Source organism: Sinimarinibacterium arenosum (assembly GCF_005047655.1).
Classification (GTDB): domain Bacteria; phylum Pseudomonadota; class Gammaproteobacteria; order Nevskiales; family Nevskiaceae; genus Solimonas.
This window is the reverse complement of sequence record NZ_SUKF01000006.1, coordinates 322,433-346,433: the sequence shown is the minus strand read 5'-3', so window position 1 is coordinate 346,433 and position 24,001 is coordinate 322,433. Positions and strand designations below refer to the sequence as shown.

Annotated in this window: 20 protein-coding genes; 19 read left to right on the top strand and 1 reads right to left on the bottom strand. The window is 59.1% G+C overall.

The window, feature by feature from the left end; translation table 11 throughout:
- The 17 genes from E4T66_RS21880 to E4T66_RS14210 form a co-directional block, all read left to right on the top strand.
- On the top strand, nucleotides 1–88 hold an 88-nt coding region (locus tag E4T66_RS21880), incomplete at its 5' end, for an IS3 family transposase (protein ID WP_367396750.1).
- 312 nt (nucleotides 89–400) lie between these two features.
- The gene (locus E4T66_RS21590) at nucleotides 401–760 is read left to right on the top strand and encodes a hypothetical protein (RefSeq protein WP_211242932.1); all 360 of its coding nucleotides are present in this window, start codon (nucleotides 401–403) and stop codon (nucleotides 758–760) included.
- Between the two features lie 186 nt (nucleotides 761–946).
- Nucleotides 947–3,466, top strand: coding sequence for an FAD-binding oxidoreductase (locus E4T66_RS14280; protein ID WP_136849717.1), 2,520 nt, complete (start codon nucleotides 947–949; stop codon nucleotides 3,464–3,466).
- 205 nt (nucleotides 3,467–3,671) lie between these two features.
- Entirely contained in the window at nucleotides 3,672–4,433 is a 762-nt protein-coding gene (locus tag E4T66_RS14275) for an SDR family NAD(P)-dependent oxidoreductase (protein WP_136849716.1), read from the top strand.
- A 28-nt stretch (nucleotides 4,434–4,461) separates the two neighbouring features.
- Nucleotides 4,462–4,863 (top strand): limonene-1,2-epoxide hydrolase family protein, encoded by a 402-nt coding sequence (locus E4T66_RS14270; RefSeq protein WP_136849715.1) that lies wholly within the window; start codon nucleotides 4,462–4,464, stop codon nucleotides 4,861–4,863.
- Between the two features lie 72 nt (nucleotides 4,864–4,935).
- The gene (locus E4T66_RS14265) at nucleotides 4,936–6,219 is read left to right on the top strand and encodes a sensor histidine kinase (RefSeq protein ID WP_136849714.1); all 1,284 of its coding nucleotides are present in this window, start codon (nucleotides 4,936–4,938) and stop codon (nucleotides 6,217–6,219) included.
- Complete coding sequence (locus tag E4T66_RS14260) at nucleotides 6,212–6,853, top strand: response regulator (RefSeq protein WP_136849713.1); 642 nt, start codon at nucleotides 6,212–6,214, stop codon at nucleotides 6,851–6,853. Before E4T66_RS14265 ends, E4T66_RS14260 begins: the two co-directional genes overlap by 8 nt.
- 344 nt (nucleotides 6,854–7,197) lie before the next feature.
- Nucleotides 7,198–8,409, top strand: a complete 1,212-nt coding sequence (locus E4T66_RS14255) for an acyl-CoA dehydrogenase family protein (RefSeq protein ID WP_136849712.1) — start codon at nucleotides 7,198–7,200, stop codon at nucleotides 8,407–8,409.
- Between the two features lie 2 nt (nucleotides 8,410–8,411).
- Nucleotides 8,412–9,494, top strand: a complete 1,083-nt coding sequence (locus tag E4T66_RS14250) for an acyl-CoA dehydrogenase (protein ID WP_169577634.1) — start codon at nucleotides 8,412–8,414, stop codon at nucleotides 9,492–9,494.
- Nucleotides 9,454–10,338, top strand: a complete 885-nt coding sequence (locus tag E4T66_RS14245) for an enoyl-CoA hydratase/isomerase family protein (RefSeq protein ID WP_136849710.1) — start codon at nucleotides 9,454–9,456, stop codon at nucleotides 10,336–10,338. Before E4T66_RS14250 ends, E4T66_RS14245 begins: the two co-directional genes overlap by 41 nt.
- Nucleotides 10,295–12,001, top strand: coding sequence for an AMP-binding protein (locus E4T66_RS14240; protein ID WP_136849709.1), 1,707 nt, complete (start codon nucleotides 10,295–10,297; stop codon nucleotides 11,999–12,001). The genes E4T66_RS14245 and E4T66_RS14240 overlap by 44 nt, the downstream gene beginning before the upstream one ends.
- Before the next feature lie 171 nt (nucleotides 12,002–12,172).
- The gene (locus tag E4T66_RS14235) at nucleotides 12,173–14,617 is read left to right on the top strand and encodes an efflux RND transporter permease subunit (protein ID WP_136849708.1); all 2,445 of its coding nucleotides are present in this window, start codon (nucleotides 12,173–12,175) and stop codon (nucleotides 14,615–14,617) included.
- Nucleotides 14,618–14,688: 71 nt separating this feature from the next.
- Nucleotides 14,689–16,083, top strand: coding sequence for a DUF1329 domain-containing protein (locus tag E4T66_RS14230; protein ID WP_136849707.1), 1,395 nt, complete (start codon nucleotides 14,689–14,691; stop codon nucleotides 16,081–16,083).
- Between the two features lie 9 nt (nucleotides 16,084–16,092).
- Complete coding sequence (locus tag E4T66_RS14225) at nucleotides 16,093–17,103, top strand: WD40/YVTN/BNR-like repeat-containing protein (RefSeq protein ID WP_169577633.1); 1,011 nt, start codon at nucleotides 16,093–16,095, stop codon at nucleotides 17,101–17,103.
- A gap of 66 nt (nucleotides 17,104–17,169) precedes the next feature.
- Complete coding sequence (locus E4T66_RS14220) at nucleotides 17,170–17,628, top strand: hypothetical protein (RefSeq protein WP_136849705.1); 459 nt, start codon at nucleotides 17,170–17,172, stop codon at nucleotides 17,626–17,628.
- Nucleotides 17,628–17,942 carry a hypothetical protein gene (locus tag E4T66_RS14215; protein WP_136849704.1) on the top strand — a complete coding sequence of 105 codons (315 nt, stop codon included), beginning with the start codon at nucleotides 17,628–17,630 and terminating at the stop codon, nucleotides 17,940–17,942. The genes E4T66_RS14220 and E4T66_RS14215 overlap by 1 nt, the downstream gene beginning before the upstream one ends.
- A gap of 450 nt (nucleotides 17,943–18,392) precedes the next feature.
- Nucleotides 18,393–19,628: a hypothetical protein gene (locus tag E4T66_RS14210; protein ID WP_136849703.1), complete on the top strand. Its 1,236-nt coding sequence runs from the start codon at nucleotides 18,393–18,395 to the stop codon at nucleotides 19,626–19,628.
- Between the two features lie 53 nt (nucleotides 19,629–19,681).
- On the opposite strand, the gene E4T66_RS14205 is transcribed toward E4T66_RS14210, so the two are convergent.
- Nucleotides 19,682–21,301 (bottom strand): AMP-binding protein, encoded by a 1,620-nt coding sequence (locus E4T66_RS14205; RefSeq protein WP_136849702.1) that lies wholly within the window; start codon nucleotides 21,299–21,301, stop codon nucleotides 19,682–19,684.
- A gap of 280 nt (nucleotides 21,302–21,581) precedes the next feature.
- Here E4T66_RS14205 and E4T66_RS14200 point away from each other — a divergent pair, with 280 nt between their 5' ends.
- Nucleotides 21,582–22,616, top strand: coding sequence for an alpha/beta fold hydrolase (locus tag E4T66_RS14200; RefSeq protein ID WP_136849701.1), 1,035 nt, complete (start codon nucleotides 21,582–21,584; stop codon nucleotides 22,614–22,616).
- 5 nt (nucleotides 22,617–22,621) lie between these two features.
- Nucleotides 22,622–24,001, top strand: a complete 1,380-nt coding sequence (locus E4T66_RS14195; protein ID WP_136849700.1) for a DUF1329 domain-containing protein — start codon at nucleotides 22,622–22,624, stop codon at nucleotides 23,999–24,001.

The following is a 24,001-nucleotide window of genomic DNA, read 5'->3' as shown; positions in this document are numbered from 1 at the left end:
TTACATCGAGGTCTTCTACAATCGAACCCGACGTCACAGCCATCTCGGCGGCGTCAGTCCCGAGGCCTTTGAACAGGCTGCTTTGTGAGGCGCCGGATTGTCTACTGCTCTGGGGGAAGTCCATAGGCGAAAGCCTAGCTCCTTTTTTGTTGTCTGAGACCAAATTGAGACCATCCTGAGACCGTCTGAGACCACGCATTCCAGGAACTCAGGATTTTTGACCACCGCTCTTGGGACTGGATTTCTGGTCCGGTATGAACTCCAAGAGTTCGCGTGTGCAACCCAGGCAGCCGCACGGCGCCGCAATCGTCTCTGTATTTGTGTTGTATCCAGACACGTCGGCGATTCGAGTGAACCTCGAGCAAGCGATGCCGGTGACGTTCAGGCAGCGGGTGAGGTGGTGAACCTGTTTCAACGAACAGCGCAGTCAGGCGGCGACGGTCTGACGCTGGAATGGGCGCGCGATCCGCAATTCAAGGAGCAACGTTTAGGCAATGCGACAGGTTCCGACTGCGGTGGAACCTCTCGTTACGGGGGCAATCTTGTCGTTGGGCGTTCACTATTCTCCAATCGATTTGATCGAAATCGGCGCGTCGGTGACGTCAGCCGGCCCGTACAATTTTTGATTTCCTTGAGAGTATCGACGGCGATAGACGGAATAGCCCTGGTTTTCCGCTTTCAAAGCGGAAGCGGCGGTCGCCAGCGGTGCCGTGCTGATCGATGTGGAGCCATTTCTGTTGTCTCCGGTCACACCCCCTGAACGGAACAGTCCGTTCCCCTATATGAGCGATAACAAAGTCATCGAAGCTCGGCGATGTTATGCCGCGTAATGGGAGGTGGAAGGTTCTGCGCAATGCCTGCACGGATAAGGCGCTGGTGCCGAAATCGCCACCTATTCCCACGCTCAAGATGACTTGGGTGACAACGCACGGAGGAGTGAAAACTCATGTTGCACAGGGTCACGGTCCGATATTCGGACGGCACCGAGAAGCTGTTGAATATGTCAGAGGAACAAACGATTCTTGACGCTGCGGAGGCGAGCGGTGTTCCGATCGTTAACGAGTGTCAGAGTGGCTTGTGCGGAACCTGCGTCGGTAACTGCACAAGCGGTTCTTACGAACTGGGGCGCACTGAGGGTCTGAGCGAACAGGAGCGTGATGCTCGCAAGATACTTACCTGTCAGGCCAGAGTGCGCTCAGATTGTGTGGTGGAGCTTGAATATCCGGCGAATGCCAATGCAGCGCGCCTTGTTGCCGGAGAAGCCATTGTCCAGTCCGTTGAAATCGTATCGGACTCGACCGCGATTCTGCGAATAGATGCTTCCAGTCTTGGTGAGAAATTAAATTACCATCCCGGACAGTTTGCGCAACTTATGGTGCCCGGCACCAGCCTCTGGAGAAGTTACTCCTACGCGCATGTTGCCAACGACGAAAACAGTCTGGAGTTCATCGTCAGGCTGCTGCCAGAGGGCGCCATGTCGGACTACCTGCGCACGCGCGCGCGCGCCGGAGATCGAATTCAGTTGCGTGGCAGCAAGGGGCGCTTCTACCTGCGCGACGTGACACGTCCGGTCGTTCTAATGGCCGGAGGGACAGGGCTGTCGGCGATCCTCGCAATCGCTGATCATTTGACTCGCCATGAATGTGCGCAGCCGGTTCGCCTGTACTACGGCGTCACCCGCTATGACGACCTCTGCAAGATCGAAGCCTTGAAGGCGCTGAGTGAGTCCTGTGCGACTCTGGACGTGCGCATCATCGTCTCGGAGCCGGACACCCGATGGACCGGGCCGACAGGCCTCATCACAGATCTGCTCGATGAGCGTGATCTCAACGATGGGGATGTGGACGTTTATCTGTGCGGTCCCCCGGCCATGGTCGAGGCGACGCGGCGGTGGTTCGATGCCCACCGGCTACACAATCTCGCACTCTATTACGAGAAGTTCGTTCCAACTGGTACTGGCACGGCAGCAGGCTTGCCGCCGCGCCTTGCTGCAAAGACTCTGGACTACGGTGATCTCCGCAAGCGCGGAAAAGGTACCGCCATCGTCGTGGGCGGTAGCATCATCGGAATGTCTACGGCGAAGGTGCTGCTGCAGAAGTTTGAGCGGGTCATCGTTCTTGAAAAGGACAGCGGCCATCACCGTATGGAAGGTCGTCCAGGCGTCGCTCAGGGCTGGCATCTGCACCACCTGCTGATCGCTGGCCAGCGCATGCTCGAAACAGTGTTCCCGGGCATCATCGATGACATGGTGCGCGCTGGAGCCTTCAAAGTTGATATGGCTGAGCAGTATCGGCTGTACATGGCAGGTGCGTGGAAGAAAGTCTGCAAAAGTGGCATTGAGATCGTTTGCGCTGGTCGTCCGCTGCTCGAGTGGTGTGTCCGGCGTCGCCTTGATGACGAGGCGCGTATAGAGTTCCGATACGACACCGAGGTCCACGACCTTATTTATGACAAGGAATCGAACCGGGTTCTAGGCGTCGGCGCTTCCATTGACGGCCAGCTGCAGCCGATACCGGCAGAATTCGTCGTTGACGCATCGGGCAAGAACACCCCGGTGCCAAAGATTCTTGAGCGCATTGGTATTGGTGCGCCCGAGGCTGAGCGTGACAGCATCAACTGTTTTTACTCGACGATGCGGCATGCGGTTCCACCGGAGCGGCAGTGGCAGGACAAGGTCATGGTCATTTGCTATGCGTACCGCCCGCATCAGGAGCACTACACGGCTCAGTACTACACAGACTCGAGCAGGACAACACTGTCGACGTCTCTGGTTGCGTACAACTGCTATTCACCCCCAAGAAATGACGAGGAGTTCCGTGAATTTGCGAAGCTGATGCCAAATTCGGAAGTGGCCCACAACCTTGAGGGCCTCAAAGCTATTTCACCGGTCTATAACTTCCGTTACCCGGATATGGTGCGGCTTCACTACGAGAGGATGAAGCGCCTTCCTGCCGGTCTCGTCGTAGTTGGCGATGCCTATGCCAGCGCTGATCCGGTATCCGGTGCCGGGATGACCAAGGGATTGCTCGAGCTCAGCGAGCTGAGAGCGCTATTGCAGAGCGACGATTTTGGCAGCGAGGCCTTTGTGCATCGATATAACCGAAAGATCGGCAAGATCGGAGATCTCGTCTGGTTCGTCGTGCGCGAGCAAAATTTGCGCTATCCGTGGATTCATCATGTCGATTCCAAGCGGCCATGGTATTTCGGTGGGCTGACCTGGTACATGGACCGACTCACCGAGCTCTCGCACGACGACATGGACATTTATCGGCAGCTCCTTTCAGTGGTGCACTTCGTTTCTCCGCCGGGCAGTCTCATGACGCCACGCGTGGCAGCAAAAGTGGTGGGCAAGTGGCTGGGAACAAAATTGCGCTTCAAGCGCACGATGATCGATCGCAACTTTCGTGATGGTCGCAATGGCCAATACGACACTCCAGCCCCGGGACTGCCACCACATCACACTTAAGGACTGGCAGTAACGGCAAGGTCTACTTGGCGGAGTCGGACATATTCCATCTGACTCCAGGTACTCAGGACAACAACTGCCAGCGGGCCTGACTCGTCACGAGCGGAGTCACCCATTTGGGTCGGCCGTCTCCCCGAATGGGGGATAGCTGACCGTGCGCCTGAAAGCGAAGCTGGTCTTACAAAATTTGGAGGAGCGAGTTTCCATGACGAAACTGATGACGGACAAGGTGGTGCTGGTCACAGGTGCTGCTATGGGCATCGGAGCAGCGATTGCTCGGGCTGCGGCGAAAGAAGGTGCCGCGCTGGTCTTGGGCGATGTCGCCGCCAGCGAGCTCGAGAAAACAGCGGGTGAATTGATGCAATCGGGCGCTAGGGTCGCCTGGGCCGTATGCGATGTTCGCAGTCAGAGCGACGTCGACGCACTCGTTGCTCTGGCGACGGATCGATTTGGCGCTCCCGATGTTGTCTACGCCAACGCAGGTGTCGAGGGACCGCTGGGGTCCCCGGCGGATTGCACGGAGGAGGCGTTTCTCCGTGTCATTGATATCAATCTCAACGGAATCTTCCGTACCATCAAGGCGGTATTGCCCTCCATGACAGAACGCGGCAGCGGGTCAATTGTGGCCACCGCGTCGGTTGCAGGCCTCGTCGGGGCAGCTGGGTTGCCCGCTTATGTTGCCAGCAAGCATGGCGTCGTTGGTCTGGTGAGGTCGACCGCGATTACGGTTGCCAAGACAGGTGTTCGGGTCAACGCCCTGTGCCCGGGCATGGTCGAAACCGCGTTGCTCGAACGCCTGATCGACGCAGATCCGGCAATACGACAAGGGCTGCTCGCGCTCAAGCCGATGGGCCGATTGGGTACCACCGACGAGATAGCCGAAGCAGCAATCTGGCTTGGTTCTGAAAAATCCAGTTTTGTCACGGGACACGCGCTGGCGGTCGACGGGGGCTATGCGGCGCAGTAGTGGCGACAACGACAAATGGGGCGCAGGCATGGACAGAACAAATGCGGAAGCGAAAAGCTCCGCGGACTTAGTGCGGGCTTTCCTAGGCAGCTGGAACTGCCGTGATCTTGATCACCTGGTCAGCTATTTTTCCGAAGACGCGGTCTATCACAACGTGCCTGTTGCCCCAATCAAGGGAATTGCAGGGATTCGAAAAATATTCGCTCAGTTTCTCGACGTATTTGCGCAGGCGTCGCTGGATGTTGTCAGCATCGCATCATCGACGGATCTTGTGCTCGTTGAGCGCGTCGATCGTTTCGTGATGCACGATGGACGTCGAATAGAACTCCCGGTAACCGGGGTATTCGAGCTTGCAGGAGGGAAGATCGTTCGCTTTAGCGACTACTTCGATCTTGGGGACTTTCAAAGGCAAAGCGGCTTGTCTCTCTGAGCTAGATTGACCTGGCAGGGACTGCAGGCGTTTGGTCGTTCCTCATACTCCTTTGGCGCATCGGATCTGCGTATGCTTACATACGACATGAGAACTCATACTCCCGAAGCCTTGGAGGATTGCTCACCGGAAAGCACTGCGGCTGTGCTTGAAAGTGAGCGATTGCTAACCCATCTGAAGCGCGCAGAACGCGAGATTTTGTGGATCCGCGTTATTGGCATGCTCAGTTGGTTAGTGGTTCTGTACCTGCAGGGGTACGGAGCTGACAGGAACTTGGCATGGGCGATCTTTGTCTGCGGGGTGCTCTACACTACGTGGTCGTACTGGAGTGCTCAGCGTGGGAGCAACATCCAGAGAACCTCCGCAATCACGACGCTTGGTGACCCTCTGGCGGCCTTTGCCATCTGTTATGCAACCGGGGGCATCAACTCCATTTTCTTTGTGTTCTTCTACTTCACCTTGCTGGCGACCGCATTTCGGTTCGGACCAAGCAAGCTGATCGGCATTGCCCTGGTCAATGGTCTGCTGGCAGTGCTGTTATATCTATACGCTCCGGACTCGAACGCAGAGCTGAAGGCACTCCTGATCGCGTTGTACTACCTTGGTGTCATTACTGCGATGGCGGCCATGTTGGCTAACTGGGCGCGACAAAACATCGCTCTCGTGCAGCAGCAATCCCATTCGCTATTCCAAGCCAGCCAGCGACTTCGCTGGCTGCTTCATCGGCTGATCAACGCCGGTGAGGAGGAGAAAAAGAACATCGCGCACGATCTGCATGATCGAATGAGCGGTCGGATGTTCAACTTGCGCCAAATCTCGGAACGCCTGAGATCGGATGTCGGTCAGCAGCAGAAAGTGCAGTCGCATTTGGATATGCTGGCCAAGGAAATCAGCGAATGTACGCATGATGTACGCAACATCATGAACGAACTGCAGCCGACTGTGCTTGAGGAGCTGGGTTTCTACGAAGCCGCCGTCGAGTACTTGATGAAGTTATCTGACGTTGTTTCCTTTGAGTTGAATGTTCATATCGATCCGTCCTTGCGCGGCTGGCGTTCACGGTACGACGCCGCTCTGTTCAGGATTCTGCAGGAAGCGATGCTGAACCTGCGCAAGCACGCAAATCCAAAGCAAGTAGAAGTCAGATTCGTGCCGGATGGGAGTGACGTATTGCTCACGATAGCGGATGACGGCCCCGGATTCGACGCCGGAAATGTTCCCCTTGGGCATTATGGACTGATGGCGATGCGGGAGCGCGCTGAGGCGCTTGGAGGCTGCCTGAAGATCCTCAGCCAAGGGGACGGCAGCGGAACAAAAATTGTGGTCAGGCTACCAGGGCATACACCCGATGAATAAGATTCGCGCATACCTGATTGACGACCATCGAGCGCTGCGAGAAGCAGTTGCAGCGATGCTCAACGCACAGGCGGACATTGTGGTCGTCGGTCAGAGTGGGGACGCCGCAACTGGCATTGCCGACATCGAAACGCTGTGTCCAGACCTCGTTCTTCTCGATCTCAAGATGCCGGGCCAGAGCGGTATGAGCGCGATTGGGCAGATCTTCGCTGCCAGCGCGTCCAGCAAGGTTATGGTTTTCACGATGTATGACAATCCGGGTTACGTCTGGGCGACGATGAACGCAGGGGCGACCGGCTATGTCATGAAGAGCGCATCAAGTGAAGAATTGTTGCGCGCCGTACGGGCAGTTGCTTCCGGCAGTGGGTTCCTTCAGGCAGAGGTCACGATGCCCCTGCTAAAAAGACTTGCCCGCGAGGCGAAGATTGCCGATGAGAGCAGTGTTCTCAGTGGCAGAGAGATGGATATTCTTGAATCGCTCGCAGCAGGTAAGAGCAACAAGATGATTGCGCGGGACCTCTCATTGAGTGAAGACACTGTCAAGTCCCATCTGCGCAGGGTCTACGAGAAGATCGGAGCGGCTGATCGCGCACACGCTGTAGCGATTGCCTTGCGCATGCAGATCATCGAGTAACGGTCGGCTTGCAGTCGGGCCGCCTCAAGCGATTTCTCCTGCTCACACGATTGCGGTCTGGCAGGCCTGTGGCCTGCAGAGCAAGATCACGCTATCGGATGCGCAGCGTGATGGCCTACGAATTCTAGCTTCTTCCCCCCGTGCCGGCGGCTGTGTATACGCCCGCCGGCTTTTTTTCGTCCGTTGTTCACTTTGCTGCGGTCACCCGAATGGGTGTGAGAGTTCCCCGTATTGCGTGATGGCTTCACCGCGATCGTCGCATCAGCATATTCACTCTCCCCTGACTGCCGTAGTTACGGCCGCCGGCAATTTGATACCAACGAGAACGGAGAGTGCGGACGCGTATGGAAGGAGAAAGGCAGGGCGGCGCCGGTCGATTTGATGAGCAGGCATTTCGGTCAGAGGTGCGCGAGTTTTGTGAGCGCGACATTCCTGATGATCTGTCTGCGAAGATTCGTCGTCACGAGTATTTTTCAAAAGAAGACCGTGTTCAGTGGCAACGCTTGTTGCATCGCCGCGGATGGTTTGTCGGGGACTGGCCGGTGGCATATGGAGGCGCCGGCTGGGGGCCCACGCAGCGACTCGTCCTGATTGAGGAGCTCGAGCGCGCCGGGACTCCATGGCTCACTCATTTCGGTTTTAGCTTCGTCGGTCCGGTGATTTACACCTTCGGTAGCGAAAGTCAGAAAGCGCGGTACTTGCCAGGCATCCGCGAGTCGCAGACCTGGTGGTGTCAGGGATTCTCGGAGCCCGGCGCGGGATCTGATCTGGCGTCGGTTTCGATGTTTGCCGAACGCGTAGGCGATCACTACGTCGTCTCCGGGCAAAAAACGTGGACGACCATGGCGCAATGGGCCGACAAGATTTTCTGTCTGGTCCGAACGCAGCGCTGCGAGCGGCGGCAGCAGGGAATTTCATTTCTGCTGATTGATCTGCGCAGCCCGGGTGTAACGATTCGACCGATACGGACCATCGATGGCATTCATCACGTCAATGAGGTCTTTTTGGACTCGGTGCATGTTCCGGTCGAAGACCGCGTCGGCGAGGAGGGTGAAGGCTGGAACCTGGCTCGCTTCATTGTCGGACGCGAGCGCTTGCTGGTGGCGGAGCTGGGTAAGGCACGCCGTCTGCTCGACCAATTCGCCGAGTTGGGACGCTCATTGAAAGACGGCAGTCGTGCCTTGTGTGACACGGTGCCGTTCCGGCTGAGACTGGCCCAGCTTGAAGTGAAGCTGCATACCCTGCGCACATCGGCCTACTCCATTGCTGCCGATATGGAGCGCGGAAAAGGTGGTGAGAGCGATGCATCGCTACTCAAGATCCGTGGCTCAGAGCTACAGCAGGCCATTCTGGATGCGGTGGTTTCAGTGATTGGGGAATCTGGACTGGCTTTTCAGCCCGAATCGCTCTTGGCCGGTTTCTCAGGTGTCACTCATGGACCGTCCATGGCGCCTGCGCTGGTCTTTGATCACCTGTACAGCCGCGCGACAAGCATCTATGGCGGCAGCAACGAAATCCAGCGCGGCATCGTCGCAAAGGTTCAATTGGGGTTATGACTATGGACGCCGACGTACTTGCCCTGATTGAAGATGGCGTGACCAGGTTCAGCAGGGAACGCTACTCACGAGAACAGTGGCGATCCTACAGCCAGGAGACTGACGGATATTGCCTGTCGGTCTGGCGGGAGATGGCAGACCTCGGCTGGTTCGGGTTGGTGATGCCGGACTCCGATGATGAAAAAGCCCCGCTGGCCAATCTGCTTCCTTTGTTCGTTGGAGCTGGTGCAGCGCTTTGGCGTGAGCCGTTGCTTGGAATTCTCGGCGAGTCGTCAAGTTTGTTGCTGGCTGCCCGGAAGACCGGAGATGACGAGGGATTGCTGGAAGCACTTGTCGAGGGTCGTGCGCGACCGGCGTTTGCGGACCGCGAGGCCAATCCCGTCAGTCGCGACGGTGTTCTTTCAACGGTGGCGACCTTTAACTCCGGGCGCTACCAACTAACTGGCGAAAAATCCTGTGTGCCGGCGGCATGCAGCGGCACTGTGCTGATTGTCAGCGCCCGCATCGTCAGCAGCGGCGAGCCCGCCGCATTTCTGGTTTCAGTCGACGAGCCCGGAGTCAGTCTGAACGCATACCGCACGCTCGACGACCGAGGCGCGGCAACTGTCCGTTTGGAGAACGCCTCTGCACGCCTGCTGGTGAGCGGTGATTCTGCGTTGAAAAGTGCGCGCTTGCGTGGAGGCGCGCTCGCCGCCGTAGAGGCCGCAAGTCTGATGCGTAGCGTGGTGGAGGCTACCGCTGATCATCTACGCCAGCGCAGACAGTTCGGCCGTACGCTGAGCAGTTTTCAGGTTCTTCAACATCGTCTCGTCGACATGTATCTGAACTATCGGGAGTCGTTGGCGCTGGCGCATCGCCTGGTGGATGCCTGCGACCGTGACGAGACTGATCTGGCGCGAAAGGCGCTGCTTGTGCGCGTACAGGTGGCGGCAGCAAGCCGGTTCGTCACTCAGCAGGCGATCCAGCTTCACGGTGGCATGGGCATGACCGACGAGCTGCCAATAGGCGACTACTACAAACGGGTGCTGATGCTGGAGAGCCTGTATGGAAGTGCTGATTGGGCACTTTCGCGATTGGCTGCATGAGCAACGATCAACATTTTTCGGTACACCTTTCGGAGACCATATTGTGAGCAGCCCTTTCGATACATATCAGTGCATCAAATTCAGCCGACGTGGGCGGATCCTGACCGTAACGCTCGATCGCCCGGAAGCACAAAACGCTGTCAATGGCGAGATGCACCATGAACTCGCTAGATTGTTCCATGACATCAACAAGGATCCGGATTCGGATGTCGTCGTGCTTACCGGTAGCGGCCGCGCCTTCTGCGCCGGTGGCGACCTGAAGTGGCTGCAGGCGGCGATTGACGATCCCTCCATTTTTGAGGAGATGACCCGCGAGGCAAAGCGGATTCTCTTCGGCCAGCTAGAGGTCGAGAAGCCGATCATTGCGCGGCTCAACGGTGCAGCAACCGGGCTTGGTGCGTCGCTGGCGCTGCTGTGTGATGTGATCATTGCTGCCGAGGGCGCTGTCATCGGTGATCCGCATGTATCGGTGGGACTCGTTGCAGGAGACGGTGGCGCGATCATCTGGCCGCAGCTGGTCGGTTTCGCCCGTGCCAAACAGTATCTGCTGACAGGGGATCTGCTGGATGCAGCAGAGGCTGAGCGTATCGGTTTGATCAACCGCGTTGTACCGCAAGAGGAACTCGATGATGCGGTATACGGTTTCGCCGAGCGGCTCGCCAAGGGCGCGACGAAGGCAATCCGCTGGACCAAGATCACGACAAATCTAACCCTCAAGGCGATTGCCCACCAGATCTTTGACACGGGCCTGGCTTACGAAGCGCTGTCCAACCTAACGGTGGATCACCAGGAAGGTATCGATGCTTTCCGCGAACGTCGCAAGCCCGTCTACAGCGGCAGGTAGTTCGAGCGAGCTCGAAGAGGAGATCCCCATGGGCGCAAAGAATTGGGACGCGTTGTCGCGACAGATTCCAACCGTGACGGAAGGGCGGGTGATTGCCGACAATGGGACGATCATTGACAGGGCGCGGCGCATGGCCGCGCTCGACCCGCATCGTTGCGCAATCCGGGCCGACGGCGGCGTTCAAATTTCGTATGCAGAACTGCTTGCTGATGCGGAGCGGCTGGCAGCGTCGCTTTGGGCGCTAGGCTTGCGGCCTGGCGATGTGGTGAGCTTCCAGCTCCCCAACTGGCAGGAAGCGGCGGTAATCAACCTCGCGACGTGCCTTGGCGGCTGGATCTGCAATCCCATCGTGCCGATCTACAGGGACGCCGAGCTGGCAATGATGCTGGCGGACTGTCGGAGCCAAATTTGGTTCGTGACTGGAGAATGGCGGCGTTACGACTATGCTGCGATGGCCGAGCGTGTCGCCGCCAATCTGCCTGACTTGCGTGCGATTGTGCGTGTGCGCGATCCCCGGCCGGGTGGTCTGTCCTACGAAAGTCTGCTGGAGCAAGGGGCAGGTCTGACGCCGCCTGCGCCGTCGCTGGATCCGGACGCGGTCAAGCTGATCATGTACACCTCGGGAACGACGGGTCGCGCTAAAGGTGTATTGCATTCGCACCGATCGCTACCTGCGGCGATTCTGCGCGCCGCCGAGCAGTGGGGCCTGCAACAGGGTGACCGCGTACTGATGCCGTCGCCGGTTACACATGTCACCGGTTACTGCTGCGGTCTCGAGATGCCCTTCGATCTGGGAACCCAGACCGTGCTGACGGAACGCTGGGACGCCGCTGAAGCTGTTGCGATGACGTTGGAACTGGGTGTCAACGCCACCGTCGGCGCGACGCCATTCCTGCAGGAGCTCCTGGCGCAGGCGGAAATCGCCAGATCGGACTTGCCATCCCTGCGGGTATTTGCCTGCGGAGGCGCAGCAGTGCCCCCTGAACTCGTTCGACGTGCAAACGCGACCCTGGCCGGGCGGGTGTTCCGGGTTTACGGCATGACGGAAGCGCCGCTGATCACCTACGGCATCTCTGCAGATGACGATACCGAACTCGCAGCTGTGACAGATGGCCGTCTGAATGGGTACTCAGTACGAATTGAAGATCCGCAGTCTGGTGAAGAGGTGCCACGCGGTGCAGAGGGAGAAATCGTGGTGCGTGGCGACGGACTATTTCTAGGCTATGCCGATCCGGCGCAGACCGCGGAGGCTGTCACCGCGGACGACTACTTTCGCACAGGCGATCTCGGCGTCCTAGGGGATTCCGACGCTGTGACTATTACCGGCCGCAAGAAGGATCTGATCATTCGTGGCGGCGAGAACATTTCCGCAAAGGAAATCGAGGATGTTCTGCATCAGCACCCGAGCATACGGGAGGCTGCGGTCGTCTCAATGCCCCATGAACGCCTCGGGGAAACAGTCTGTGCCTATCTGATCGCACGTGAAGACGTGCGACCGACGCTAAGCGACATTTGCGCGACGGTGCTCGGCGCAGGATTGGCGAAGCAAAAATGCCCGGAACGGCTGGAATGGGTTGACGATTTTCCACGGACACCATCAGGCAAGGTTCGCAAAGACATCTTGCGCCGGATGATCACCGAGGCGCCGCCGGGCGATAACTGAGTGGTGTTGTCGTCATATCCCCCGAATGAGGCGACATGCCCCCCGATCTGAGTGATTGGGAGATTTGCCTCCAGGGGTGACAGTAGTTGGGCATCAGAAAAACAACATACAAGCGGGCGTGGTACGTGCGCCTACATCAAGTCGTTGGTGCGGATATCTGGAAGAGAACTTGTGAATTCGATCCGATTCAAGATTGCCGAGTGGGTGATGCGAAACCGTGCGGCCGCCGGGATTTTCTTCTTGGTGGTCACACTTTTCTTTGCCGCGGGCTTACGTAGCGTCGAACTCAAGACAATTTTTTCGGACCTATTGCCGGCCGACGACCCCTATGTTCAGGTCTATCAGGACCATTCCGGATTCGGCAGTCCGCTGACGATGTCGGTGATGGTCAAGCGTACCGACGGCGGCGACATCTACAACGCCGAAACATTGCGTAAGGTCTGGAATCTGACGCGCGACATCGACCTGACGGCGGGCGTCGATCACGACAAGATCATGTCGATTGCCACCACGAAGGCGCGCTATGCCGAGGCGACACCCGCAGGCATCGATACGCAGCCGCTGATGGGCGACAGCGTTCCACAGACAGACGACGAGATTGCCGAATTTAGGCGGCGCGTCGACAAGGCTCCCGGGGCACGAGGATTTCTGATCTCCGCTGACCATACCGCGACCATCATCGAAGCCACGTTCATTGAGCGCATTCTGGACTATGGAGTGGCGTTCAATCACGTCCAGGCGCTTGTCGAAGCTGCGCGCGACGAGAATCACGAGGTTTACCTTGCCGGGCAGCCGGCACTGACTGGCTGGGTTTATCGATACGAGTCGCAGATGCTGGCCATTTTTTCGGTGACAGCATCATTGCTGGTCCTGGTGCTGGTGTTTTATATGCGCAATGTGGTCGGCGTCGTCGTCCCGATTGTGACGAGTGTGGTCGCCGCCACGTGGGGCTTTGGGCTGGTCGGTTGGCTCCGGCTGCCAGTCGAGCCGCTGCTGATGGTCGTGCCGCTGCTGCTTATTGCTCGGTCGTTTTCGCACAGCGTTCAGTTCATTGAGCGCTACTATGAGATCTACGCGCACGTTAAGGATCGCGTAACAGCGGCAAAGCTCACGATGGGTGTGATGTTTGCCCCCAGCGTTCTCGGCATCAGCACTGACGCGGTAGGCATTTTCCTGATTGCACTGGCGCCGATTCCGGCGATGGAACGGTTCGCGTTCTTTGCCGGAATGTGGGCGCTATGGCTGCTGCCGACTGGCGTGTTTCTGATTTCGTTGCTGCTGAGCTGGCTGCCGCCGCCGCGCAACGCGGAGAAACTGACCGCGACGGGGTCGCAAGCCGGCGTTCACGGCCTGATCCGCGGCGTGCTTGGCAGGCTTGCGCGCATCGTTCAGGGACGGCGCGCCTGGATCACTGCGTCGGTTGTTGTTGTTGGCAGTGTGGCCGCTTTCTATCAGGCGGAACAGATCAAGATCGGTAATCCGGTCGAAGGCAGCAACTTGCTGTGGCCGGACTCTGAATACAACACCGCGGTACGTCAGATTAATCAGCACTTTCCCGGAGTGAACACTCTGGAAATTGTGCTCGAATCACGCAATCCGGACGACAACGCCCACCGGACCGCTCAGCAGGCGCATGCAACTCAGACGATGGCCACTCTGCAGGCTCTCATGGAGAGCAGTGCTGCACCGCCAACCGCTACGCGTTCGTACAACGACTACATGATGGGCGCGAACCGCCTTTTCCAGGGCGGAAACACTAAGTGGCTGCCAATTGATCCAACCAATCGCCACTCTCAGGGCGCGTCACGAGCGGCTCTGACGGGCGGCAGCCCGAAAGACTACAGCCAGGTCATCGATTTCAACATTCAGCACAGCACGGTGTCGTTCTGGTATCCAAACAACAAGCAGGAGACAGTCGATGCCGCACTCGCAGCGGCGGAACAGGCTGTTGCCGTTGTCGGCGTCGAACATGACGACTTCGTCGTTCGCATGGGGACGGGGACGATTCCGCTGCAGCAGGCAATGAACCGCGTCGTTGAGCGGCATCATCACATAACGCTGATATGCCTCAACCTGGCGATGTTCCTGCTGTGCGCCTTTGCCTTCAGATCGATCACTGCCGGATTCCTGCTACTGGTACCAGTGAATCTTTCCAACACGATCATGGTCGCGATCATGCATGTGCTGGGTATCGGGCTGGACGTCAACTCCACGTTGGTGACCGTCGTCGGTGTTGGCATCGGTATCGACTACGGCATCTATTTGCTGTCACGAATCTGCGAGGAGTACGACGATGCCTACGGGTGGGGTGCGACTCTGACGAAGGCGCTGACGACGACGGGCAAGGCGATCATGTTCACCGCGTCGATCATGCTGCTCGCGATTCTGCCGTGGTACTTCCTGTCGGGGCTCAAGTTCACTGCCGACATGGGACTGCTTTTGGTCTTTGTCATGTTGATCAACATGGTACTTGCGCTGGTCGTGCTGCCATTGTTGGTCTGGATCGTAAAGCCGAGTTTTGTACGCCGTCGGGATCTGTTGGTCGGTGAAAGCCTCGACCTTTCTCAGTTCGCCCCCCCGCAGGCCGGCTCACGAATGGCACACGCGGCTTTCTGAATGCTGGAACCGCGGGTTTTTCAGAACGGAACACTGCGGTCTTAAAACCAAGATTTGAGAGGAGAGTAGACATGCGCATTCGTAAGTACGATTTCAATTATGGCCGGCGTGAACTGCTGAAGAAGGTCGGACAGGGCGCCGCGTCGGCGGGTGTGCTGTGCAGCATCTGGCCGCTTCTGGCACGCGGCGAGAGCCTCCTCAAGGCTTATCCTGACGAACTGGTCAGTATCGAGGCCAATACCAAGGGAAAGATCAAACCTGGCGACGTCATCAACGCCGACAACGTGGAACACGTCAAGCATCTTCTGACCGAGATTGACTACAAGCAGATCAAGGAAGACGGTCGCAAGATCATCATCAATGACGCGCCAGAGGCTAGGCCTGACTACCTGTTTCCACTTGACTATTATGAAGCCAGTGTTCGCAACGCAGGTCGCGCCGGCTTTGATTCAACTGGCAATCTGATCGATACGAAGACGGGAGGAAAGTGGGTCGGTGGGGCTCCGTTCATGGACCCCAAGGACGCATTGCAGGCATACGCCAACATGACATATAGCTGGGGCCGGCATGACTTTGCCCAGTACGCGATTCGGGACTGGGACATCAATCCCGATGGAAGCGAGGCGTATTCATACGAATTCCTGTGGGTTGAGCTGAACACCACCAATCGCATCAGCAACCCCAAGGTATTCAAGAATTTCGAGAACCTATTGCGCCTGAACACGGTGCTCTTTACGTCCCCTCAGGAACAAGCAGGCAGTTCATTTCTGTCGGAGTGGTACTACGACCAGAGCAAGTTCCCGGAACTGTACGGATACATGCCGCTTTTCCGGCGAGTGCGTCAGTTCCCCACAAATCAGCGGTTCGAACCGCTCGTTCCGGGCATCACGATGTTCCTGTCAGACGCCTGGGGCGCGGGCGATCCGATGTTGACCTGGGGCAACTACAAAATTGTTGATCGGCGTCCGATGCTTGTCGGCGGTAGCGGCAAGAACTTCTTTGAGGGCGTCCAGCCAGACGGAAAGCCGCCCGTGCACGGGGGTCCGAAGGGGCAGAGTTACTGGGATATGTACATGGAGCTGTGCCCAGAAGCGCTGGTGATCGACTCGGAGCCGACCGGGTATCCGCGCGCACCGGTGGGTCGCCGGAGGGTTTATGTCGACGCACGCAACAGCATGCTGATCAATCAGATCACGTATGACCGCCGGGGTGATCTTTGGAAAACGGTCATCGCGACTGCCGGTCCGAAGGACAACGGCACGAAGGCGCACAAAAATAGCCGCGGACAGGTCGAGTGGGGCGTGCAGACATTCATGATCCACGACATTCAGTCGAACCGTTTGAGCCGTTTCTATCTCGCCCCAGAGATCACCGGTGGACACAAGACAGCATTTGAGGCGGACGAAAATGCTGTTTATGACGGGTTCCTGACGAAGCAGGCTCTGACTCGCCTGGGTGCGGTCTGAGGCACGATGATGTTCACGCGTATGAGAAATGCGGAGAGCTTCCGTCCGGTACGTAGGTGCTGCACCGCCGTGGCCATTTTGGTCGCGGCGGTTCACGTCGGCTTTGCTGCAGCAAGTCAGGTCGAGGCTGTGCATACCGGTATTGAACATCAGGCGTACTTTGGAATTGACTTTCGTGGCGAGCGTGGCCTCGCTGTCGGCACCGGCGGGGCGTTGCTCGAGACGGACGACGGAGGTACGAGCTGGCGTTCATTGACGCAGGACGCGACCCGGTTGAGTCTGTTTGATGTGACGATCGGCCCCGAGCGAACCCTGGTTTCGGGGCAGATGGGGACAATACTGGTCGGGCACCTCGACGGGACGTGGCGTGCGGTCAAGGCACCCACCGACATGCGGCTGCTGGCAATAGACCAGAACAGCGGTGGACTGGCGGTTGCTGTTGGCCAGTTTGGTACGATCTTGAGATCCCGCGACGGCGGAGACACCTGGCAGTCGGTTGCGCCGCCGTGGGAGGGCTACACCGAGCACGACTTCGAACCGCAGCTCTACGACGTCGTTGTGGACGAACGTGGACGGGTGACGGTCGTCGGTGAATTCGGCCTCATCCTTCGCTCGGACAATCAGGGCGACGACTGGCGGTTGCTGTGGCGGGCGCAACCACCGGAAGGAGATGTGCCAGCACCTGCGCTGTGGGCATTGACACTCGGTGATGACGGAACGGGCTATGCGGTCGGCCAGGAAGGCGTGATCGTCAAGACCGACGACGATGGACGCACTTGGCGCAAACTGGAGTCAGGCACGGGCGCAAGTCTGCAGGGTGTGCACGTGGAATCTGATGGCCGTGTACTGGCTATCGGCATCCGCGAACTGATCGAGAGCCGCGACAGCGGCACAACGTGGCGGCATATCGACGGCGAAGATATTGCGACAGAGTGGTATCAGGGACTTGCTTCGCCTGCTTCCGGAAGCATGACCTTGGCCGTGGGACATTCCGGTCGCGTTCTGCGCATCCGGCGCTGACGGGAAGGGAGGCATGAAGTCCTGTCGCGGCGTGTTGATCGGACTGCGTGTGTCGGGCGTGTGCCCGTGATCGTCGCGGCGTTGATCGCGCATGGCCTGATCGCTGTAGCGCTACTGGGCGCCATCACGCATCAGGCGTTGGCGGTGTTGCGGCCTGAGCCGCTTTCAGCTCGTGGCACAGCCTTCATTTCGCGCTATGTTGCGGTCGACCCGCGGGTCTTCCGCAACGCCGTCATCGCGATGTATGTAGCCAGCTTTGTCCTTGGCTGTCTGCTCTATCCGGCCTATCGACTTGATGCGCGGATTCCTTTGGAGGAACTGCAATTGGGCTGGGCGGTCGGTCTGTTCGAGCTGAAGGAGCATTTCGGCGGAATCGGGCTTTCGGCGCTGCCGCTCTACCACTACTACTGGTCGACGGCGCGCGCGCCAGGATCGGGAAGGATTGCCATCACGCTGGTGCTGAGCTTCATCATCTGGTTCGACTTCATCTCCGGTCACATCGTCAACAACATTCGGGGCGTGTGATGCCACGCATGTCAGCGGCTTGGTTTACCGTGGTTTTCGGCCTGTCGTACATCGCGATCTTCGCGCTTGATCTGGCGCTATTCCTCTACTACCCGCTGGTTCGGCAATTCAGCTTTGTGCCACTGATCGATGCGTCATCCGGGCCAGCGATGCACTGGTACGGATTGATGGCAAGCGCGGGATGTGCCGGGCTGGCCGCGAGCGTTTGTTTGCGTGACCGCTGGATTCCTGAGGTGCTGCTTCAATGGCTCTGGATTGTGCCAGTGAGCGCGATGTTCGCCAGCGCCTTTCTGCTTCGGCAATTCTTCGCCTGAGCCTGGCATGGCACACCGAAAGTTGACACGCCACAAGTGTAATTGCGGTGCCGGGTGGCTGATCGCTGCAACAGCCTGGGTGGCTGTCGTCGTTACGCCGCAGAGCGCGTGGGCCAGCTGGTATGGATGGGATCCCTCGGTTCCGCGCGAGCATCGTCCCGGCAATATCTACTTCGGGTCAGCTCGCGACGTTGACGGCGGGTACGTGCCTGGAGTGACGATTGTGCTTGTCACACCGGAGGTGGACTTCGTCACTATCACTGGTCCGACTGGGCGGTTCCGGCTGGAGCTGCCACAAGACCTGCGCAGTGAGGAGGTTACCCCGAGGTGCTCGAGGAATGGCTATGCGGTTGGTCGCGTGGTCAAACGCCTGCCGCTGGGTGGCGCACAGACGCCGGTTCAGGTCGATTGCTTGCTGAGCCCGGTTCCTCCGCGTTGACGCACCGGCTCGTGCGCCTCAGTCTGCTTGTCGTTGCAGTCGTGGCCCTGTGCGGGTCTTTGGTGTACGCGGCGGGGTCGAGTCAGGAGCAGTTGCTGGGCGCGATTGCTCATTCGCCTCCGGAATCGCAGCAGCTGAGACGCCGCGGATGGTCACTGATTGCTCCCGTCGCCAAGCTCCCCGATACGGGCGCTGTTTCGGGTTGGTACAACGAGGCAGAGATTTTTGCGCGCGAAGCCGTAGCGGACAACGCCACACGACGGCCATTTCCAGGAAGACCGATCGGTGCGGCTGCCGGGCCGGGCCAGCGGCTGCAGCACATCGCGGATGCGCCCGTCATCACCTTCGTGCACTACAACGGCGACGCTTATGAGCACATCCGGAGGCATCGTCTGTATCGCGACGAACGCCTGGCCGAGCTGGCCCGATCAGGAAGGCCGGATCCGGTGTATGCGGGACTCCGCGAGATTCCGCCGCTGCCGTCTGGGGCCCGCGTGATGATGAGCGCGTGGTGGCCTGTGGCGGCTGGCGGTGGGACGCCGCTGCCGGTATGGGATCCGGAGGATGTGGCCCGGCCTGGCGGCAGCAACGACTACACGAGCTGGCGGCGTGTCGTCGTGGTGGATGGCGGCGATCCTGCGGAGGGAGCGCGCGCGGTGACGTTCGCGGGACGATACTTCGCGACTGCGCGCGGGATCAGTCTGGAGCGTTTTGTCCGTCTCCCCGTGGACAGGGGGCTGGCGGAGGACCTGATGGAGGACTCAGGCGCGCGCAAGGCGGCGTTCCTGGCCCTCGCGCGCCCACTGCAGGCGGGAGACGTCCTGGTTTTGGTCGCATTTCATCTGATGGCGCCGGACGCGGGAGCGGGAACCTGGACCACCGCATGGTGGCATGATCGTCCGGACGATGGGGTGTTCGGCGCGGATCGCCCGCTCGTGGTCTCGGGTGCCTGGCGAAACTACCTGATGGATGTCGCGGTCGATCCCGTCCGGCCGCTGGGGCGTGATGCATCGCCGCACATCTGCTTCAACCCCTGGTTCGAGGCAAAGTTTCCGGATGGCGGTCAGGGAAACGGATTACAGTCCAACTGCGTCAATTGCCACGAACGCGCGAGCTATCCGTTGACTGCCTTTCTGCCGGTGCGCCGCGGCGCAGCCGACCCGGTGAATGATCCCGCCTTCGCTCCCGGTCGGCTACGCACCGGGCGACTCTGGTCGCTGGCCAACCCTCCGGCCGAACTGCGTTGACGCCAAGGCAGCTTCACTCGAATCCGGAAATTTCGCGTGCGCCCAGCTTGTATTCAAGCGGTGGCTGACAGCTCCTCGCTGGCAAGCTCGCGCATGCGGAACTTCTGCACTTTGCCGGTAACGGTGACGGGAAATTCACCCACGAACTTCCAGTGTCGGGGCACCTTGTACCCTGCCAGCCGCTCGCGGCAGAATGCCTCGAGTTCGGCGCTTTCAAGTATCGCGCCGTCTTTCGGGCGCACCCAGGCCATTACTTCCTCGCCATAGCGCTCGGACGGGATGCCGATGACCTGCACGTCTGCGACTTGCGGGTGCTGATACAGACACTCTTCAATCTCTCGCGGGTAGATGTTCTCTCCCCCTCGAATGATCATGTCCTTGATCCTGCCGACGATGGTGACATAGCCGTCGCGATCCATGGTTGCCAAATCGCCGGTGTGCATCCAGCGGCCAGCATCGATCGATTCTGCCGTTGCCTTGGGATTGTTCCAGTATCCACGCATGACGGAGTAGCCGCGTGTGCAGAGCTCGCCAGCCTGACCAATCGGCACAATGCCCCCGTTCTCTGGAGAAATGATCTTGATCTCGAGATGTGGCAGAACCCGACCGACGCTGGCAACGCGCTTGTCGACGGGATCGTCGATCGCGGTCTGCGTCGATACTGGAGAGGTTTCGGTCATGCCGTAGCAGATCGTGACCTCGCTCATGTGCATGCGCTCACGAACCTGTTCCATTACACGTACAGGGCATGTCGCACCGGCCATGACTCCGGTGCGCAACGAACTCAGGTCCAGCTGATCCAGCGCAGGATGACGCAGCATGTCGATGAACATCGTCGGTACGCCGTATAGCGATGTGCAACGTTCTTCGGCGACGGTGCGCAACGTGGCCTCTGCATCGAACGCCTCGCCTGGAATCACCATGGTCGAACCGTGGCTGACACAGTTGAGGTTGCCGATCACCATGCCGAAGCAGTGATAGAAAGGTACCGGGATGCACACGCGGTCGTCGGGCGTGTAGCCCATCGTACGACCGATAAACCAGGCGTTATTGAGGATGTTGTGATGCGTCAGCGTCGCACCCTTTGGCGCGCCGGTTGTTCCGGAGGTGTACTGGATGTTGATGGGGTCGTCGAACTGCAGGGTTGATTCGCGTTCGTACAGCGCCTCAGGCTCGACCTCTGCGCTGCGCCCCAGCAGGCTGTTCCAGTCGTCATCGATCACTACCACGTGGCGCAACTGCGGCAACTCTGTACGGACCTGCGCAAGCGTCTGCCTGTAGTCCGTGGAGCGGAAGCCGTGCGCCATCATTAGAACGCTGACGCCGGACTGATTGAGTGCATAGCTCAACTCGCTGGCACGGTAGGCTGGATTGACATTGACCAGGATGGCGCCAATTCGAGCGGTGGCGAACTGGATCAATACCCACTCGTACCGGTTCGGAGACCACAGCCCGACACGGTCTCCCCGTGCTACGCCGAGTGCCATGAGGGCGCGTGCGAGATTCTCGGTCTGCTCCCAGAGTTCACGGTAGCTTGCCCGGTAGTTCTGCGACCGCACGACAAGTGCTTCGCGGTCAGGCTGTCGCTCGACCGTTCGGCGCAGGTTATCGCCGATGGTCTGGCCCAGCAGCGATTCGTTGCAGGGGCCGCTGGTATAGGACATTTCGGGCATTGTCGTGCTCCTCTCTAATTATCAGTCACGCCATTTCAATGGTGCAGTCATGGTCGCGCACGCAAACACGCAGCCTGTATGCCGTGCCCACCTAGGTTCTGCGCCTGTCGTCGCGGGGAACATCACACGGATCGGGGAATGACGCCACTCATTCAGGCCGGGTCACGGCACATGTGACCGGTGACCACAATGAGGTGGGCGGTTCACTCGACCGGGGGGTGCCTGCATCAGCGAGTTCGCTTCTAGCATGAACCAGCTGACAGACGAGGAGACCGTCCGCATGACACAACGCAAGCACAGACTGTTGCAGGTAAATGGTGCACGCATCCATGCGGTCGAACAGGGCGAGGGTCCTTTGATCGTTCTGGTTCACGGCTTTCCGGAGTCATGGTATTCCTGGCGTGAGCAGATCGACGTACTTGCTGCCGCCGGCTATCGCGTCGTTGCAATTGACCAGCGTGGTTACGGTCGCTCGTCGAAATTCCGCGAGAACAAGGCATACCGGATCAAGACTCTGGCGGCTGACGTGGTCGGAGTCGTGCGCGCACTGGGCGGTGCGCCAGCGGTGGTTATCGGGCATGACTGGGGCGCGCCGGTCGCGTGGACTGCCGCATGGATGTATCCGGAAGTGTTTCGCGGGGTCATGGGATTGAGCGTTCCATTTGCCGGACGCGCTCAGATCGCGCTGCCGGGCAACCCGTTTGGCGAGCAGCGCCCGGACGACTATCACCGAGTTATTGCGGGGCCAGGAAGAACCTTTTATCAGGACTACTTCGGCGCTCAGGACGCCATCATTGATGAAATCGAGAGCGATCTGCGCGGGTGGCTGACCGGACTACTTTTCAGCGTGTCAGGCGATGCGCTGTCGCAGGCCGAAATTCCGGCAGATGCCGATCCCATTTTGGTGCTGCGCAACAGTCCATTGTGCATCCCGGACGGTGCGCGCATGCGCGACGCGTTTGCGATGCCGGATCAGTTGCCAGCATGGCTGAGCGAAGAGGACCTCGATTTCTACGTGGGCGAGTTCGAGCGGTCCGGCTTCGGCGGGCCGCTGGCGTTCTATCACAACGTCGATGCCAATTGGGAAGACCTCGCCGAGCAGGACCGCCTGCCGTTGACGGTGCCGGCCTGCTTCGTCGGCGGCGAGTTCGACGTCGGGACGCAATGGGGGCTTGAGGCAATCGAGCGCGCGGGGGAACGGATGCCAAACCTGGTCAGCAGCCACATCGTCGCCGGGTCCGGACACTGGATTCAGCAGGAACGTCCGGGGGAAATCAATCGGCTGATTCTTGAATTCCTGCGCGCGCTGGGCTGATCGCCATGCACATCCGTCGGTTCGACCGCGGGTACACGCGGCGCAAGTTTCTTGCTGACGCGTCCCGCGGAGTCCTCGCAACTGGCGTACTCGCTCCGCTGTGGGACGTGCTTGCGGCTGAAGGGGAGATGACCTCGGCCTATCCGGATGAACTACTTTCGCTTGATGCGTATACGCAGGGTCGTATCAAGACGGGAGATGAGATCCATGCGGGCAACGTGGAGTTCGTCAAGGATCTGCTCGAACCGATCCGCTACGAGCAGATCCTCAATCAGGGCCGCAGGCTGAAGACGACGCGTACGACCACCGATCTCATGCGGCTTTCGCCGTGGGAATATATCGAGGCCACGCTGAGCAACCGCGGCAAGGCGCGCTTCGACGAGCGAGGAAACGTGGTCACGGCGGATGGTCAGCCCTGGATTGGCGGAAATCCGTTTCCGGATCCCAAGACCGGCTTGGAACTGTTTGCCGCGCAGACGCTGAGCTGGGGACGTCACGACTCATCCTTCTACGCGTTCGAAGTCCAAGATGTCGATGTGTCTGGCAAAGTCAACTTCGACTATGCCGGTGGCTGGGCGGAGCTGCATCCGGTTGCTCGCGTCAGCCTCAGTCCCAAGCCCTACTGGGAAAAGCATAAGGACAAACTCCGATTCCAGTCGGTGTTCTTCCTGGAGCCGCATCAGTATCGGGGCACGTCATTTCTGAATATCTGGCCCTACGATCACAAGACATTTCCGCAACTGTACGGATACATTCCTGAGTTCCGCCGCATACGACAGCATCCGACCGACCAGCGCTTCGAGCCACTGTTGCCGGGAACGACAATGTATCTTTCGGACGCGTGGGCTGCGGGCGATCCTCTGAACACGTGGGGCAACTACCGAATCGTAGGGCGCGGCCCGTTCCTTGCCGCGATCTCTGATGGATGGAACCCGGACGAAGCTGACTGGCGACACGGTACGCATGGCGGACCAAAGGGCGATTCGTTCTGGGATACAACCGTCGAACTCGTGCCGGAAGCCATAGTCGTCGAGGCGGAGCCGACGATGTTTCCTCGCGCGCCGATCTCGAAAAAACGGGTCTGGTTCGACGCCCGCAATCAGGTGGTCATTGGCATGGTGACGTATGACCGTCGGGGTCAGCCGTTTCGCTCGTTTGACGGCGCCTACAGTCTCTATGAGCGCGGCGACAAAAAGGTGATGGACGGCGCGCACCCCTACTGGAGCTGGACGCATGTCATCGCGTCGGACATCCAGAGCGGCGGTATCACGCGCCTGCAGCAGGTTCGGCAACTGGAGAATTCGCACTTCAGTGGCGCCAATCAGGACGATCTGTACGACCGCTATCTGACACAGAGCGCGTTGCTGCGATTGGGCGGCGCCTGA